General features: G+C 45.7%; 15 protein-coding genes and 2 riboswitches. Of the genes, 10 read left to right on the top strand and 5 right to left on the bottom strand.

Annotated elements, in window-relative coordinates; translation table 11 throughout:
* Window positions 1-8: 8 nt before the first annotated feature.
* Together QUA45_RS04265 and QUA45_RS04260 are read left to right on the top strand one after the other, a co-directional pair.
* Window positions 9-2141: a pentapeptide repeat-containing protein gene (locus QUA45_RS04265; protein WP_333095350.1), complete on the top strand. Its 2133-nt coding sequence runs from the start codon at window positions 9-11 to the stop codon at window positions 2139-2141.
* Window positions 2142-2198: 57 nt separating this feature from the next.
* Complete coding sequence (locus QUA45_RS04260) at window positions 2199-2519, top strand: DUF2834 domain-containing protein (protein ID WP_333095351.1); 321 nt, start codon at window positions 2199-2201, stop codon at window positions 2517-2519.
* A 422-nt stretch (window positions 2520-2941) separates the two neighbouring features.
* Here the strand turns inward: QUA45_RS04260 and QUA45_RS04255 are convergent, their stop codons facing one another.
* Together QUA45_RS04255 and QUA45_RS04250 are read right to left on the bottom strand one after the other, a co-directional pair.
* Entirely contained in the window at window positions 2942-4516 is a 1575-nt protein-coding gene (locus QUA45_RS04255) for an FAD-dependent oxidoreductase (RefSeq protein WP_333219634.1), read from the bottom strand.
* Window positions 4517-4764: 248 nt separating this feature from the next.
* The gene (locus QUA45_RS04250; RefSeq protein ID WP_333219632.1) at window positions 4765-5505 is read right to left on the bottom strand and encodes a Uma2 family endonuclease; all 741 of its coding nucleotides are present in this window, start codon (window positions 5503-5505) and stop codon (window positions 4765-4767) included.
* 174 nt (window positions 5506-5679) lie between these two features.
* A riboswitch (cobalamin riboswitch) is annotated at window positions 5680-5826 on the top strand.
* A 61-nt stretch (window positions 5827-5887) separates the two neighbouring features.
* Here QUA45_RS04250 and QUA45_RS04245 point away from each other — a divergent pair.
* From QUA45_RS04245 to QUA45_RS04210, 8 genes are all read left to right on the top strand, one after another.
* Window positions 5888-6607, top strand: coding sequence for an energy-coupling factor ABC transporter permease (locus QUA45_RS04245; RefSeq protein ID WP_333219687.1), 720 nt, complete (start codon window positions 5888-5890; stop codon window positions 6605-6607).
* A 3-nt stretch (window positions 6608-6610) separates the two neighbouring features.
* A complete protein-coding gene (locus QUA45_RS04240; protein WP_333219630.1) occupies window positions 6611-6943 on the top strand; it encodes an energy-coupling factor ABC transporter substrate-binding protein in 333 nt (110 codons plus the stop codon).
* Complete coding sequence (gene cbiQ, locus QUA45_RS04235; protein ID WP_333219629.1) at window positions 6940-7740, top strand: cobalt ECF transporter T component CbiQ; 801 nt, start codon at window positions 6940-6942, stop codon at window positions 7738-7740. Before QUA45_RS04240 ends, cbiQ begins: the two co-directional genes overlap by 4 nt.
* A 298-nt stretch (window positions 7741-8038) precedes the next feature.
* A complete protein-coding gene (locus QUA45_RS04230; RefSeq protein WP_333219627.1) occupies window positions 8039-9463 on the top strand; it encodes an ABC transporter substrate-binding protein in 1425 nt (474 codons plus the stop codon).
* Between the two features lie 217 nt (window positions 9464-9680).
* Entirely contained in the window at window positions 9681-10262 is a 582-nt protein-coding gene (locus QUA45_RS04225; protein ID WP_333095361.1) for a Uma2 family endonuclease, read from the top strand.
* A 38-nt stretch (window positions 10263-10300) separates the two neighbouring features.
* A riboswitch (cobalamin riboswitch) is annotated at window positions 10301-10445 on the top strand.
* 156 nt (window positions 10446-10601) lie between these two features.
* On the top strand, window positions 10602-11042 hold the full coding sequence (locus tag QUA45_RS04220) for a hypothetical protein (RefSeq protein ID WP_333219625.1): 441 nt from the start codon (window positions 10602-10604) through the stop codon (window positions 11040-11042).
* Window positions 11043-11061: 19 nt separating this feature from the next.
* Window positions 11062-11928 carry a methyltransferase domain-containing protein gene (locus QUA45_RS04215; RefSeq protein WP_333095365.1) on the top strand — a complete coding sequence of 289 codons (867 nt, stop codon included), beginning with the start codon at window positions 11062-11064 and terminating at the stop codon, window positions 11926-11928.
* Window positions 11929-12212: 284 nt separating this feature from the next.
* Window positions 12213-12854: a restriction endonuclease subunit R gene (locus QUA45_RS04210; RefSeq protein WP_333219623.1), complete on the top strand. Its 642-nt coding sequence runs from the start codon at window positions 12213-12215 to the stop codon at window positions 12852-12854.
* A gap of 122 nt (window positions 12855-12976) precedes the next feature.
* Here the strand turns inward: QUA45_RS04210 and QUA45_RS04205 are convergent, their stop codons facing one another.
* The 3 genes from QUA45_RS04205 to QUA45_RS04195 all read right to left on the bottom strand — a co-directional run bounded on the left by QUA45_RS04205 (window position 12977) and on the right by QUA45_RS04195 (window position 15335).
* Window positions 12977-13312, bottom strand: a complete 336-nt coding sequence (locus tag QUA45_RS04205; RefSeq protein WP_333150393.1) for a ribulose bisphosphate carboxylase small subunit — start codon at window positions 13310-13312, stop codon at window positions 12977-12979.
* A 45-nt stretch (window positions 13313-13357) separates the two neighbouring features.
* Window positions 13358-13768, bottom strand: coding sequence for a RuBisCO chaperone RbcX (rcbX, locus tag QUA45_RS04200; protein WP_333150391.1), 411 nt, complete (start codon window positions 13766-13768; stop codon window positions 13358-13360).
* Between the two features lie 136 nt (window positions 13769-13904).
* On the bottom strand, window positions 13905-15335 hold the full coding sequence (locus QUA45_RS04195) for a form I ribulose bisphosphate carboxylase large subunit (protein WP_333045238.1): 1431 nt from the start codon (window positions 15333-15335) through the stop codon (window positions 13905-13907).
* Window positions 15336-15550 lie beyond the last annotated feature (215 nt).

The raw sequence follows: 15550 nt of genomic DNA, 5'->3' as shown, positions 1-15550 counted from the left end.
TTCTAAATATGGCTAACCCCACCGCGCCCAGCGGGATCAATCAACCCGATCCGTCTTGGCAAACACAATCCAAGCAAATGCCACTGCTGGTTCGCAGGTGCGGCGCTTGGGCAGTCGAAATTTCGTTAATAGCGGCCAGCGCCCTCGTTCCCTTCAGTATCGGGGCATTGGTCAACAAGGAAACTGAAACCGTGCCGCTCAATTCCTCAGTAGCAGCAGCATCCGAAACCGTCGCCCGTACCTTGGGCATACCCGTGCGCGATCGCAGCCCCAGAGTCGCACCCCTAACTAATCTATTCTGGTCAGGGGCGCTGCTGGCACCGGCAGTTTTAGCGGGGTGGCAACTGTTTTTGCTCGCCAGAACCGGTCAAACTATGCCCAAACGCTGGTTCGGGGTCAAAGTTGTCACAGCGTCGGGTACTCCTCCGGGTTTTGGGCCAGTGCTAATTCGCGAAACTTTAGGGCGCTGGGGAGTGCCTCTGGGCGTCGCTTACGGCATTTGGCGCTTGAGCGGTGCGTTTCCAGATTTGCTGATTTTAGGGGGGCTGAGCGGCTTGGCAGTGCTCGCAGACGGGGCGGTTGCGTGGCGTTACAAACGGCAAGCGGGACACGATCGCCTAGCCAATACTTTGGTGGTCAACGCTCGATCGAATCAACTGTCTGACAATCCTGTCAAGAGTCCTGATTGGACTGAGGAAGACGCGCAGATTGCGGCTTTGGTTGTGACTCCACAAAGCGGCCTGAAAACAAATGCCAGTTTGTGGAATTGGATGCGCCAACACCCAGGCACAACTTTAGTAATAGTTACCGTCTGCAGCGCGGGATTGATTTTAACTTTGTTTGTCGGCACTCTCATCTACACTCAAAGTCAAGCAAATATGCGGGATTCCCGGCAGCGGAACGACGAATTATTTGTGGCTTTAGTTAGCAAATTGTCTCCCACATCGGCTAGCGGGGCATCGGGCAGGCGATCGGCTATTTTGGCTTTGGGGGCGGTGGAAGACTCCCGCGCCGTACCGCTGCTAGCGGATTTGCTAGCTCAAGAAGACAACCGCGCCATGCTGGACGCGATCCAGCAAGCTTTAGTCAGTAGCGGGCCGAAAGCTTTGCCTGATTTGCAGCGATTGAATCAGGCCCTCAGCAACGACCTCGATTCCCTGCGGTTTGGCGGCAAGGCCCCGGAACGCGAGTTAGCGGCCGCCCGCCAGCGAACAGTACAAAGGGCGATCGGCAAAATTCTCACAGTGTATAGCAGCCAACTCAACGGCGCGGATCTGAGCCGCACGGATTTAGCTCAAAGTCCTGCCGGCCCGTCTCAGTTTACTTTAGTTTTAAACAAAGTTGACTTGTCAGGAATTAAACTGAAAAATGCCAATTTAACCAATGCCAGCTTGCAGGGAGCTCGCTTTTACGGCACCGGCGAAGACAGGCGTCCTGGTACATTTGACGATTGGATTTCTGACTTGAGCGGCGCTAATTTGGAAGGAGTAAATTTGGTCGGGGCGTCTTTGAACAGTGCTGTAATGAACCGGACTACTTTTGTGCGCGCTGTCATGAACAAAGCTAATTTGTCAAACGGCAATTTGAATGCAGCTAATTTCAGCAGTGCTATTTTAATTGGAGCCAATTTACAGGAAGCACTGTTAAAAAATGCAAGTTTTACCGGGGCAGATATAGGAAGCGCGAATTTGTCGGGAGCGGATTTATCGGGTGCGCGTTTGGGCAAAGTGAAGGCTCAAGGCTCTCAGTTGTCCTTGACAAATTTGTCTAAATCGGAATGGCAAGGTGCTGATTTGTCCGGTGCTGATTTGAGCGGCGCAAACTTACAAAATGCCGATTTGACTTCGACTAAACTCGCCAACGTGAATTTTAAAGATGCTCGGTTGCAAGATGCGAATTTTCGGAATGCGGAGGTGAGTTCGGTTGATTTTAGGGGCGCGAATTTAGCGGGAGCGAATTTTAAAGGCGCTGTGTTTCAGGGGAAAACAGCTTCGGATCAATTTATTCAAAATCCGACTGGTAGTAAATCCGGTAGATTCCTAGGAGTTGATTTTGGGGAGGTTAAGAATTTAGATAAAAGTCAAATTGCTTACATTTGTTTGCAGGGGGGGATTCATCCGAAGTGCCCGCAGAAGAAGTAAGGATTGGTTGTTAGCGAGTAGGCTAATAAAGTTGAGCAAAGAACAGGTAGGGTAATTATGAGCGTTAAGCGAATCATTTATCTCCTCCTAGCAATTCTGGGGCTTGTGCTGCCTTGGTACTATAACTTGCAGTTTTTTAGCAATGCTGGCTTGCTCGACTTTGTAAACGAGAGTTCGGCTAATCTTGCTGCGAAATCTGTAAGTTTAGATTTGTTTATCGCAACTGTAGCAGAAAGCACTTGGATGTACGCTGAGTCAAAACGATTGGATATAAGTTTTGTAGGTCTGTACATAATTCTGGGTTTGCTTGTTTCGTTTTCATGTGCTTTCCCGCTTTTCTTGTTTGGGCGCGAAACCAAGCTGGAAACATCAAGTTAAGTCTCAAGTTGAATAGTTGTTTAACCGGTTAGTGCCGCGCAGCACAATAATTCGGTGCAGGCGATCGAGGTATTATATAATTTCCGGTAAAATCACCGTTATAGGTTTGTAGTGACGACGGAAGTGTTCAGAATTTTATGAGGATTAAAGTCCTCACTACAAACCAACGTGATGGTTGTCGTTCGAGGTAGCATAATACTAATAGCAATTTCACTCATTTTTTGCTAAAAACTTGTGGCTTGATTTTCGTTCCACCTGCCCAATTTACTACTGCATTGTTTATTAAAATTGCTATTATATCGTTTCCGGTTGTATCGGTATTTTTCAAAGGTTCAAACAGTCCGTTGTCGCGAAACCATAATTTTAGTCAACAGTCAACAGCCAACAGTCAACAATCATGAGGACTGCAACCGGAATTTATATTACGCAATAGCATCCGAACTGGCAAGAGTCTCGAATTGCGCCAATAACATTGCCTCACCATTATTTGGAGTTCCAAAAATTTTAGGTAACTGACCTGTTTGGGCGAGAACTTGTCTCACTTCTCGGTTAGATACATCGGCTAGATTTTTGTTATTTAGAATGGCATTAACCGCAGCGATACCCACACCTTGACCAACTGCAGCGTTGAATTCCACAATTCTGCCGACAGAACAAGCAAACCCTTCAAATCCAGAACAGGGACTGACCACTGCCAGGTTAGGAACGTTTTTAATTAATGCGTGGCGGATGCCAATATTAAAGATAGGGTGTTTAAAACTCAGAGTTTTAAACCATCCTAGACCATTGGCTTTATCGCGAATACCCCGGATGCCTCCCCGTACATCAAAATGATAGCTAAATGTTGCCAGTGCCTCATTAGCAGGTACGCCACCTAAGAGCATTTGGGCGCCAGTTAAAGGTTCTACAACTCCCGTCACATTGCCGACGTGTCTGATATAAAGTTCTGAGGCATAAGTAACAGAAGTAGCGCCCAAACTCCTCAGCCAAGTTGTAACAAATAACATCTCTCTTTGCATATTAGCTGTGGGCTTGCTCCCGCTTCTAGCTAAGGCTTCCGCTTCGCTGGCGGTGACGGCAAATAAAAGTGCATTCCACGAAAGTCTATCATTTGGAAGTATGGCTATATTTCCCTCATCTAAAATTGTGCCGCTTTCAGAAAAAGATAGTTTTACTCCTCTAAAGGAGTGGTAAGCTACAGACAGAGCCGGCGAGCGTACATCGATGTAATCGTTACCCGCCCACAGAGTTTTGAGATTTCCTTGGGTGTCGATCATTTCCCGCCGGAGTTCTTCTGCTAGTTTGGCATCCTTGTCGGCTGCGTAAAGCAAAAATTTTTGACTCTCTGCATCGGCCCGGTTTGTGAAGCGTTTTAGATAAATATAATCGAATTCTTTCAGTGCTCTTGCACTGAGTCCTTGGGTTTCAAAAACGAGGGTGACTGGAAGTTCTGAGTTAGGCAGACCCAATGTTTCAAATCCCTTCAGCTTTCTTACACCGGCAGCTTGAGCTAATTCGGCATTGACAGTGGCATCAATAAATTGCTTGCCGGCATAAACTACGCCTTGAGAGGTGGTTATACTGGCAATTTTTTGACCTTCTTTAGTAACTGATTTAATTTCTACTTTGCTGAGGAGATCTGCCCCAGCTTGTACCAGCATTTCTTTCAGCGCTGCACTGGCTTTGCGGGGGTCAAGTGCAATTGCCTTAACGCCGGATTTTTGTAAAAATTCTTTATAGATTGTCGCCGGTGAACCAAAGGTATCTACCTTTAAAGATTGTTGAAGTTCTTCACTAATCTGACTTCTATCTAAATAAGCAAGACCGCCTCTTACCAAATGCCCGCCAATTCCTTCTTGCAAGCTTGCTTTCGACATCAGTAGAATTCGCGGATAACGCTTTGTTCGGCGCAGATATTCTCTGGAGGCAGAGATAACAGCTAGAACTCCTGGAACTTCATCACCAAAACAGATGATATCGTAAGAACGCAGATCCATGACCATTATTTAATAACCTCTGTTGATTTTAATTTTTTGGAGCTGCATCTCAATGTTTGCCGTCAAACTCTCTGTTTTTCCAAACTCTAGCTCGCTGTTTCCTGATTTTTGCGATAAATATTCACACATTCCTGGATGCAGCAACCCGGTTTTTTCCTGAAAATCTTTCGTTGAGGACGATCGATCTCGGTTGCAAAACCCGGTTTCTGAGCGTCTGGAGTCGGTCAGTCTGGTACTCTTGATTGCCATCAGCTCAAATTATCAGGATCTATCCCCAACTCCCGCAATCGCTGAGCTAGTCGATCGGAACGTTCAGCCAATCGATCGGCGCGCTGCGATTCCTGTTGGGCGCGCTGCGATTCCTGTTGAGCGCGCTGCGCTGATTCTTTCACCTGTTCTTCAGGAGTCAGATAACGTTTTCCATCGGCATCATACCAATACAACCACTCCCTTGTCACCCCAGAATAACTTCCCCTTTCACAACCAATACCTAAACCAATTTCAGGCATCCAAACTGGATTTCCTGGCTGTAGTTCATACTTTCCATTAACTAACTTGTGTACTTCTAAACGGGGTTTACGACGGCGGCGGGAAGAATAAATGACGTAATAAAGTACGCCTAAAGCTTGATATTCCTCCAACTTTGTGCTGTATTCCTTGCGATAAGTTGGGGAAACTACTTCCAACACAAAAGTCGGCAAAACATTTTCATCCCACAGCACGTAACTGGGACGCAATTCTTCATCATAAAACCTTTCTACACCTAAACTCAAGAAAGCATCGGGCACAATGGCAGGTTTATCCGGGTGATGATAAATACCCATATCTATGCCAAAAAACCAGTCCATGCGTTCTGCCCAAAGTATGAGCAATATTGCTTTTAACAAGCCTGATATTAATTCTTGCAGTTCGTTATCCACAGGCGTTTCATCTGAGTCTGGTAGTTCATCGGCTGAGGGCCAGTGCCTCGGAAATTTGTAATCTAACATGGCGGCTTTCCTCAAAACTCATTAATATTATACCGTTGATTTGTTGAGCGATAGTATCTATTGAACCAACCGCGAAGACGCGAAGCAAAAGAAGAGAATATGATAGGGAATTTTGACTTAGTTAATCTGAATAAATTTTTGTAAAATATTTGCTGCGACTTACACGATCGACTAAACTATGTCTAACGAGTCGGTTCTAATGGGGAGCAGCCGTTAGAGGAAACGGGGAAAGTTCGGTGCAAGTCCGGCGCTGTCCCGCAACTGTAATGAGAGTCATGTCGCTTTCTGAGTCAGGATGCCCGCCGATGTGTTAATTTACATAGTCTCATCTGCGAGGTTCAGCGTGAAGACCAGAAATCGGAAATTGGTCAGCTTGGGATTGATGGCTGGCTTGAGTTGTTATATTGTCCTGGGTTCGGCAACGCCCGCCGCAGCTATGCACATTTCGGAAGGTTTTTTGCCTGTGCAGTGGGCTGCATTTTGGTGGATGGTGGCGCTGCCTTTTTTTGCAGTAGGTTTGCGATCGATTACTCGGATTACAAAAGAACACCCGGAACTTAAACTATTGCTTGCTTTGGCGGGTGCGTTTACTTTTGTGCTTTCTGCTTTAAAAATTCCCTCGGTAACGGGCAGTTGTTCTCACCCGACGGGTACTGGTTTGGGCGCAATTTTGTTCGGCCCTTCGGTGATGGCTGTATTGGGGGCTTTAGTCCTGCTGTTTCAAACGTTACTGTTAGCGCATGGTGGCTTGACAACGCTGGGAGCGAATATGTTTTCGATGGCGATTGTCGGCCCTTTCGCTGCCTATTTTATCTATCAATTGCTGTTGCGAACTGGTAGCCAGCGGGCGGCAATTTTTTGTGCGGCGGCTTTGGCAGATTTGCTGACTTATGTAACTACTTCGATTCAATTAGCCTTAGCTTTTCCGGCTGCCAGTGGCGGTTTTATGGCTTCGTTTCTCAAGTTTGTTGGCATCTTTGCTATCACTCAAGTACCCCTGGCTATTAGTGAGGGATTGCTGACTCTATTGGTTTGGAATTGGCTGCATTCTTACGGAAAGCCGGAGTTGGAAACTTTGAAATTATTGAGACAGGAGTCATAAACTGTGAATCAAAAGCCTACAAAAAATCACCAATCTACTTCGCGGCAAAATTGGCTGTTGGCTGGCGCTGTGATTGTTCTGGCAGCGTTTCCTCTCGTTTTTGTGCGGGGTGAATATGGCGGTGCCGATGACCAAGCTAAGAAAGCAATTACGGAAATTCAACCGGGTTATAAACCTTGGTTCAATCATTTGTTTGAGCCGGCTAGCAGCGAAATTTCCAGTCTATTGTTTGCGTCTCAAGCGGCGATGGGGGCTGGCGTAGTTGGGTACGTCATTGGGTTGTATAAAGGCCGATCGCAATCTCGGCAGCAGTCTGATAATAAATCGTCGGAATGAACCATCAGATCGATAGTCTGGCTTATACAAATCGCTTGCGGGGGTTGCCGCCATCTCACAAGTTATCCTTTGCGATCGCCCTTTTAATTCTGTCTCTCGTTTCTGGGGCGATCGTCCAATTGTCGATCGCCCTTTGGTTGGCCGTCTGGATCGTGGTCTATGCGGGTATTCCGGGAAAACTCTATTTGCGGTTGCTGTCGCTACCGTTGATGTTTTTGCTGACAAGTTTGCCTGCTTTGGCGCTAGGTGCGGTTGCGGGCGATCGTATCCCTGCAATTGGGTGGGATATTTGGCAAGGTTGGGGCATTAGCATTAGCACTTTTTATCTGTATGTGAGTCGCACCGGCATATACCAAGTGAGCTTGCTATTTGCCCGCGCCTTCGCATCGACAAGCTGTATGTATTTCATCCTCTTGACGGTTCCATTTACCGAAATTTTGCACATTCTCAGACAATTACGCTGTCCAGAGTTGGTCACAGAACTGCTATTACTAATGTATCGGTTTATTTTTAGCTTATTGGCGATCGCCGATGAACTTTGGATTGCTCAAAACTCGCGTTGTGGCTACCGCACTTGGAAGCTGGGAATGCACAGTTTAGGTATTTTAATCGGGCAATTGCTTCAGCGAACTTTGGAAAACTACCGTCAAGTATCGCTGAGTTTAGCGTCGCGCGGCTTTAATGGAGAATTGCGCGTTTGGAATTCTTACCCTTATAAACCTTCGCGAAGATATACATTTGAAGCTTTGTTTGGTTGCACGGTTTTAAGTTTGTTAAGTGTCGTATTTCACCGCTAAATTTATTGTTGGGACTTAGCATGGGGGCCCAGAAACCGGGTTTTTTACGAAAATACTTCGTTAGAGAATCGCAGATTCAGTAGAAAACCCGGTTTCCGATCGCCGGTGCGTCCAGGAATATTGTTGATAGTTCTCGTATTCTCGTTAGTTTAGAGGGCCGGATTTGAATAAGGGCGATCGCACTTCCTGCAACAGCTATTACAAATATGACTTTTATGAACTTAATTAATGAATTATATGAATTGACATGAACAGTAGTTGAATCAATAATTACAGTATCAAAATACATAAAAAAGTCATGTATCAAGATACTAACAAAAGAAACAGCCCGCCGCCCATTGTTTTTATTATTGCCATCGGCTTAATTGGGTTGGGCGCATACAAGTTCCTTCCCGGTTTATTGAATGCCAAAAATTCAAATACACCTCCATCGAAATCGACATCTACATCTACATCGGCCCCCATCGCATCGGGAGCGATCGCCAACCGTATCAGTTTAGGAAATCAGATATTGGTGACATCCCAAACAACACCTGACAAACAAGCAGGAGTTCAAGCTTTTGCTGAGGGAAATTACCAAGCTGCCACCCAATATTTTCAGAAATCGCTGCAACAAAATCGCAACGACCCAGAAACCATTATCTATTTGAATAATGCCCGATCCAGCACGGGTTCTTCCTTGAAAATTGCTGTCAGCGTCCCCATTGGTAGCAACCCCAATGTCGCCCAAGAAATCCTTCGAGGTGTTGCCCAAGCTCAGGATGAAATCAATACTAGCGGTGGCATCAATGGCGCAAAACTGCAAGTAGAAATTGTCAACGATGACAACAGTCCAGAAGTGGTCAGAGAATCTGCAAAAACATTGACCCAAGATCCGACTATACTAGCAGTAATTGGACACAATGCTAGCAACGCATCTCTCGAAGCTGCTCCGATATATCAGCAAGAACAACTGGTAATGGTGACACCGACGAGCTTTGCCAATAATCTCTCAGGATTTGGCAGCTACATATTTCGCACAGTCCCCAATATTAGCGTAATGGCAGCTCCCTTAGCCGAATATGTAGTTAAAACAGAACGCCAAACTAATATTGCGGTTTGTTATGACTCCCAAGCACCGGATAACATATCCTTTAAAGATGAATTTGTGGCATCTCTTACTGCTGCTGGAGGCAAATTAGTTCCCACTGTTTGCGACTTTTCATTACCCTCTTTTAATCCCGACAATGCCCTGGCAGATGCTGTCAGCAAAGGTGCACAAGGATTGATGGTAGCACCCCACATCGATCGCATTGACCGTGCGATTTCTCTGGCTCGCAGCAATCGAGGCAAATTGCGACTCTACGGCAGCACTACGCTCTACACCTTTCAAACTTTAAAAGACGGACAAAAAGACGTTAACGGGCTTGTTTTGCCCGTTCCCTGGCATCCTGAAACTAATCCCGGTAGCCGTTTCCCAGAAAATGCCCGCCAGCGTTGGGGAGGCATTGTGAATTGGCGAACAGCAACGAGTTTTGATGCGACTCAAGCTGTCATCGCTGGCTTGCGGCAAAGCAATACGCGGGAAGGGTTGCAACAAGCACTCAGAAATGCGAGTTTTTCGGCAGCAGGATCGAGCGAGGATGTGAAGTTTTTGCCCACGGGCGATCGGGCTGGTAAGCCGATTTTAGTACAAGTTAAACAAGGAGGAAGCACTGGCTATAACTTTGTCCCGCTGCGGTAACTTTGTTAAGTGCGATCGCACTCACATCTTGCACATTCTCAATCAGTCTTTCAGGGGCGGGCTCTCCTGCCCAAACCCTACTCCCCCCAATAAAATTCCCTCTTTGTGGAACAGGCATCTTGCCTGTTTCTTAGCATGATTAAAATCTAATTTTCTGTTGAATTAGCCAAATTTTTAATATAAAATGAAATGAGTAGATGAAAGGAGAGCGTTGTGTATGATGATCGCGCCAGTTGAAACCAAAACCTACACGGCTGAGGAATATCTAGAATTGGAAATCAATTCTCAGGAGCGGCATGAATTCATCAATGGGGAGATTGCTCTGATGGCTGGCGGCACACCGGCTCACAATGAAATTACCACTAATTTAGTTGTTGCGCTGAAACTGGCATTAAAAGGGAAACCATATCGGACTTTTAGTTCGGATCAGCGGCTTTGGGTTCCGCAGCTTAATAATTATACTTACCCGGATGTGATGGTGGTAGCGCGCCCGATAGAGCTGCAATCTGGACGGACGGATACAATTACTAATCCGCTGCTCATTGCTGAGGTGCTATCTAAAGATACTAAAGCTTATGACCGCGATGAAAAGTTTGCTGCTTATCGCACTATTCCTAGTTTTCAGGAATATTTATTAATCAATCAATATCGGCTACAGGTGGAGCAATATTCTAAAACTGATGCGAATAAGTGGATTTTTTCGGAATATAGCTGTATGGGCGATCGGCTGACATTAACCTCTATTCCTGCGGAAATTTCGCTGGCAGATTTGTATGAAAATATTGACTTTGGTGAATAGGCGGACGGTTTTTTGTCAAATGTTCCAAATAGTGGTAATATTCCCGTATATCGATCGGCTCTGATGGAGAACAGCCATCAGACGTAAGGGGGAAAGTTCGGTGCGAATCCGGCGCTGTCCCGCAACTGTAATGAGATCATTGCATCTCTGAGTCAGGATGCCCGCCGATTTGTTTACCTGTTGTTTTTCATCTGCGAGGTATGGATGATGGTGAGTTTATTATTTTTAAAATTATTGGGTTGGGGTTTTTTAACAGCAGATATCAGCAGATAAACACAGATGAACGCTGATGTAATTCGATCTGTGTTCTGAAACGTATATTATTTTAAGGGAAAAGAAATGCGAATCGAAGATAGTGTTTGGCAGGGTAGTTTTGGCTACTGGCAAAACTTGTTTATTCACCAGAATATTTTGCCCATCGGACATACTGCTTGGAATGGCTTTTTGCATGAAGGACGAGGCTTGGTTGCTTGCAAAATCAATACTCCCATTAACGGCTATGTGAATTGGAGCGTAGATACTATCAAGTACGAGCTGCAATTTATTTCGCAATTGCACGCAACTGCTTATTTGCAACAACTAGAACTAGAGGAAAACGCTGTTTCAAATCTGCTCCAAATCATTGATAACTACGAACCCAAGGCAGCAATTATATTTTTGTCGATCGCCAACGGTCAGATTGATATCAATTTGTTGCAAAAGTTGGCAATTTCTCCTGTTGAGTGCTATGAACAAGTATGCAAGCGCTGGGAAGAATTTCAACTCTGCCCTACATCCTAAAACTTACTAAATTTTCCGAATGCCGCAGCCAAAATCAATCGAAATTTCCAAGGTAACTCGCTACCAAAATGCAGCGCTTAATTACTATTTGGGCCTGACAGATTCGCCCTACCTTCACTACGGCTATTGGGAAACCCTACCTGTGCCCGCTGACGAACTAACGATCGCACGATTGCGCCTAGCTCAGCAAGCTTATACTGTAAAACTGTTGGATGCAATCCCCAAAGGCACTCATACTATACTGGATGTGGGCTGCGGGATTGGCGGAAATGCGGCTTATTTGCTCGATCGAGGTTTTGCAGTCGAAGGGCTCGCACCCGATCCGTTTCAACAGCAGCGCTTTCTTAAGTGTACGGGCGATCGGGCAATCTTCCACCTCACGAGGTTTGAAGACTTCAAAGCAACCCATTTCTACGATCTTATTCTCTTTAGCGAAAGTAGCCAGTATATGTCGGCTGTTGATATTGCTAACGGTGCCGCCAAAATCCTCAATCAGGGCGGTTACGTTTTGCTGGCCGATATGCTGCGATCTAATGCTAATTATAAAGAGGGAATGTTCTCTAATTGTCATGTTGTTACGGAACTTCATGCAGCATTAAAGCAGGCTGGATTCACTTTAGTAAAAACTGAGGATATTTCCGCCCATATTTTGCCAACAATCGATTTGTATGTCGATACTTTCCGCAGGTATGGACTGAATACGATGATCTATGTTGCAGATTTAATTGCGATAACAGTTCCGCCCGTCCACAAATTCCTGCGCTGGATATTTCGCCGCTGGTTCAAGAAGTTGGTGGTTGAAGGATTGGAAGCGGGCCAACTTTTTGAGAAACATCTCTGTTATGAAATGCAACTTTGGCAGTTGTCAAAATCTGATCGAGGCTGACACAAATATAGCAATCCTAAATCATTTGTGAATTTTTTACTTCCTCCCCTTGATAAGGGGAGGGTTGGGGTGGGGTAAAAAGTTGACGACTCCTGCAAGGATTGCTATACAATGGAAATCGGTAATCGGTAATTGGAGGCATAGCCTCCGGGTATTTATTCTCAGGCAGAGCCTGGGAACAAGGCTATAGCAAAACCATTTGATTTGTAAACAATGGATTCAATCATCACAAACGTTTCAGGTTGTTCTACATTCACGACTCAAATAGACTTGCTATATCAAACATGACAACAACTATTAACGCCAAAAATATAACGCTCGGTGAAGTAAGTCAATTTTTGAAATTCCAAGAGCAGCTTAATAATGACACGTACATAAATTTTTTATCCTTAGAATCCTTAACAGAGATAGAACAGTTAGAAATCGCCCAAATCCGCAACGATTTTCGCGAATACCTCTCAGTGGAAAGAGTCTCTGAAGGACTGGTACAAGCTTTAACTACGTTTCCCTTAATGCGATTGGCTGGGTTCTACCGCCGCCCAATCAAGATGAGTCTAGAACAAGACATTGCTAACATAACTATAGAAGATGAAGACACAACGATTACAGGCAGATTTGACATTTTAGCAATCAATAAAGAGAAACAAATTGCCGCTGATATACCATTTTGGATTTTAGTAATAGAATCTAAAAATAGTCTAATTGCTCCCCGCGCTGGTTTGCCCCAATTTCTAAGTTACGCCTCTAAAAGTTTAGAATATCAAGAGTCTGTTTGGGCGCTGGCGACTAGCGGAGAGTTTTATCAGTTCGTCAATATCCGCAGAGGAAATCCCCCAACCTATCAGCTAATGCGATTTTTGACTTTGATGGAACCCGAACCTTCAGTTTTGTTGCTGCAAGTTTTAAAAGCTATTTGTAAGCTATAGCAGAAGGAAGAAGAAGGACTAAAGTCGTTAGTACAAACATAAAAAAAGAGGCAGAGAAAATTCTCCGCCTCCAATCTGCAATGACTGCTAACCTAAAAGTTAGATTAGCCAGCCAATACTTTTTAGTAGCCTCTGGTGTTAGGCTTGTGCACGATGAAGCTCAGCACTTGGCACTGCTTCACGTTGTCAAAACCCATGACGCGGATGTAGCAAGTAGGATTATCTTGACGGCAAGCTTGAACTTCTGTCATGATTTCATGGACGCTGCGAGCACCAAACAAAGGCAACTTCCACATAGTCCAGTAGCGCATTTCAGCAGCAGAGGTTTCGTTGAATTCTACGCCGGGAATGTAGCCTTGATCGAGGATGTACTGGAGTTGCTTGGCAATTTGCGCGTCTGTCAGCGGCGGCAAATAGGACAGAGTTTCGTAACGACGCTCTTTAGGTAAAGTCTTCATTTTTTGTATCTCTAAGGTGTGTGTTCGATCGACAAGTGCGATCGATTAACTCGACAAATTATCCAGATTCGGTTCAGAATCTATTGATGTTTCAGGATGACTGCTAGAAACAGACCAATTAAGTTGCGTAGTTCGCTCTAAATGCTGGCGTCTGTGTTCCATATTCGCCTGTTGAATGCCAGTACAAACCATTTCTGGCAAAAATTCCGTCACATCGTGAGCCAGATACTCTCGCACAGTCATGATCCGAAAGCCTAAATCTTGATTTTCCAAAAGCAACTCTTGAATATAAGCTTCTCCATCTTGGATTTTGCCCTTAGTGGAAAAGTCGTTCAACCAGATTGCCAGAGGAGGATTGGTTTCGCTCAACTGAGCGACCACCATCCGCACGGATTGATAGGTTAGGTAACTTGCCAGCACCTTAGCGGTGTCTTTCGCAACTTGTTTGAGATCCATTTTGACCCCAGCCCCCTCAAATTTTAGATTTTGGATTTTAGATTTTGGATGCAAACTTACTTGTAAATCTTCTTCAAAGATAAAGACTTCCCAGCAAGTTTGCGACCTAAAACCTAAAATCTCAAACCAAAAATCCTTAAAGGGTATCCATTGCCTCGAACTCAAACTTGATTTCTTTCCAGAGTTCGCAAGCAACAGCGAGTTCAGGAGACCATTTGCAAGCTTCGCGGATCACGTCGCCGCCTTCGCGCATCAAGTTGCGGCCTTCGTTACGAGCTTGGACGCAAGCTTCCAAAGCAACGCGGTTAGCAGTTGCACCAGGTGCGTTGCCCCAAGGGTGGCCCAAGGTGCCGCCGCCGAACTGCAAGCAGGAGTCGTCGCCGAAGATTTCCACCAAAGCCGGCATGTGCCAGATGTGGATACCACCAGAAGCAACCGGCATGACACCGGGCATGGAGGCCCAATCTTGGGTGAAGTAAATACCGCGGCTGCGGTCTTCTTCGATGTGGTCTTCGCGCATCAAGTCTACGAAGCCCATCGTGATGCCTTTTTCGCCTTCGAGTTTACCCACAACTGTACCGGAGTGCAGGTGGTCACCACCGGACATCCGCAAGCACTTGGCAAGCACGCGGAAGTGGATACCGTGGTTTTTCTGACGGTCGATAACGGCGTGCATGGCGCGGTGAATGTGCAGCAAAATACCGTTGCGGCGGCACCATTTAGCCAAGGTGGTGTTTGCAGTGAAACCACCGGTCAGGTAGTCGTGCATGATGATTGGGGTTTTGATTTCCTTAGCGAACTCAGCCCGCTCCATCATTTCTTCGCAGGTAGGGGCAGTTACGTTGAGGTAGTGACCCTTGACTTCGCCGGTTTCTGCTTGGGCTTTTTCAATAGCTTCTTGAACGAACAAGAAACGATCGCGCCAGCGCATGAACGGTTGCGAGTTGATGTTTTCGTCGTCTTTTGTGAAGTCCAAACCGCCGCGCAGAACTTCGTAAACGGCACGGCCGTAGTTCTTAGCAGACAGACCCAATTTAGGCTTAATTGTACAACCCAGCAAAGGACGGCCGTACTTGTTCAATTTGTCCCGCTCAACGGTAATACCGTGAGGAGGGCCTTGGAAGGTTTTCAGGTAAGCAATGGGAATCCGCAAGTCTTCCAACCGCAGAGCGCGCAGAGCTTTGAAACCGAACACGTTACCGACCAAAGAGGTCAGCAAGTTGGTGACGGAACCTTCTTCAAACAAATCCAAAGGATAGGCAATGAAGCAGATGTATTGGTTGTCTTCACCAGGAACTGGCTCGATGTCGTAGCAGCGACCTTTGTAGCGGTCGAGGTCGGTCAGGAGGTCAGTCCAAACAGTCGTCCATGTACCTGTAGAAGATTCAGCAGCCACAGCAGCGCCTGCTTCTTCTGGGGGAACTCCCGGCTGCGGTGTGACGCGGAAGGCAGCCAAAATATCTGTATCTTTCGGCGTGTAGTCCGGCGTGTAATACGTTAGTTTATAGTCTTGAACTCCGGCTTTATACCCAGCCTTTGATTGAGTTTGGGTTTGCGCGTAAGCCATATCTCGCTTCCTAGTATTCGCTTAATTTTTTTGCCCGATCGCAGGCTGTTAAAAATATATCAACAAAGTGTCACTCTCAAATTTTAATATTCTTTTAATCATCATAAGTATTATTTATTTTGCTTTACATTAGGCAAATATTTGTAACATATCTTATGAAAAGCCAGCGGCGAAGGATGCAGGAGGAAAGGCTGGGGATCGCAGAGTGGGGAGGA

Origin of the sequence: Microcoleus sp. Pol12A5, from assembly GCF_036701435.1 — a bacterium.
GTDB lineage: Bacteria > Cyanobacteriota > Cyanobacteriia > Cyanobacteriales > Microcoleaceae > Microcoleus.
The sequence above is the reverse complement of the archived record's forward strand: the minus strand, read 5'-3'. Positions and strand labels throughout refer to the sequence as shown.

Bases quoted from the DNA above. Each gene is read 5' to 3' on its own strand.
- QUA45_RS04205 (WP_333150393.1), bottom strand. From the start codon at position 13,312: ATGAAGACTTTACCTAAAGAGCGTCGTTACGAAACTCTGTCCTATTTG.
- QUA45_RS04245 (WP_333219687.1), top strand. From the start codon at position 5,888: ATGGCTGGCTTGAGTTGTTATATTGTCCTGGGTTCGGCAACGCCCGCC.
- QUA45_RS04265 (WP_333095350.1), top strand. From the start codon at position 9: ATGGCTAACCCCACCGCGCCCAGCGGGATCAATCAACCCGATCCGTCT.
- QUA45_RS04195 (WP_333045238.1), bottom strand. From the start codon at position 15,335: ATGGCTTACGCGCAAACCCAAACTCAATCAAAGGCTGGGTATAAAGCC.
- QUA45_RS04230 (WP_333219627.1), top strand. From the start codon at position 8,039: ATGTATCAAGATACTAACAAAAGAAACAGCCCGCCGCCCATTGTTTTT.
- QUA45_RS04225 (WP_333095361.1), top strand. From the start codon at position 9,681: ATGATGATCGCGCCAGTTGAAACCAAAACCTACACGGCTGAGGAATAT.
- QUA45_RS04215 (WP_333095365.1), top strand. From the start codon at position 11,062: ATGCCGCAGCCAAAATCAATCGAAATTTCCAAGGTAACTCGCTACCAA.
- QUA45_RS04250 (WP_333219632.1), bottom strand. From the start codon at position 5,505: ATGTTAGATTACAAATTTCCGAGGCACTGGCCCTCAGCCGATGAACTA.
- rcbX (WP_333150391.1), bottom strand. From the start codon at position 13,768: ATGGATCTCAAACAAGTTGCGAAAGACACCGCTAAGGTGCTGGCAAGT.
- QUA45_RS04220 (WP_333219625.1), top strand. From the start codon at position 10,602: ATGCGAATCGAAGATAGTGTTTGGCAGGGTAGTTTTGGCTACTGGCAA.
- QUA45_RS04260 (WP_333095351.1), top strand. From the start codon at position 2,199: ATGAGCGTTAAGCGAATCATTTATCTCCTCCTAGCAATTCTGGGGCTT.
- QUA45_RS04210 (WP_333219623.1), top strand. From the start codon at position 12,213: ATGACAACAACTATTAACGCCAAAAATATAACGCTCGGTGAAGTAAGT.
- QUA45_RS04255 (WP_333219634.1), bottom strand. From the start codon at position 4,516: ATGGATCTGCGTTCTTACGATATCATCTGTTTTGGTGATGAAGTTCCA.
- cbiQ (WP_333219629.1), top strand. From the start codon at position 6,940: ATGAACCATCAGATCGATAGTCTGGCTTATACAAATCGCTTGCGGGGG.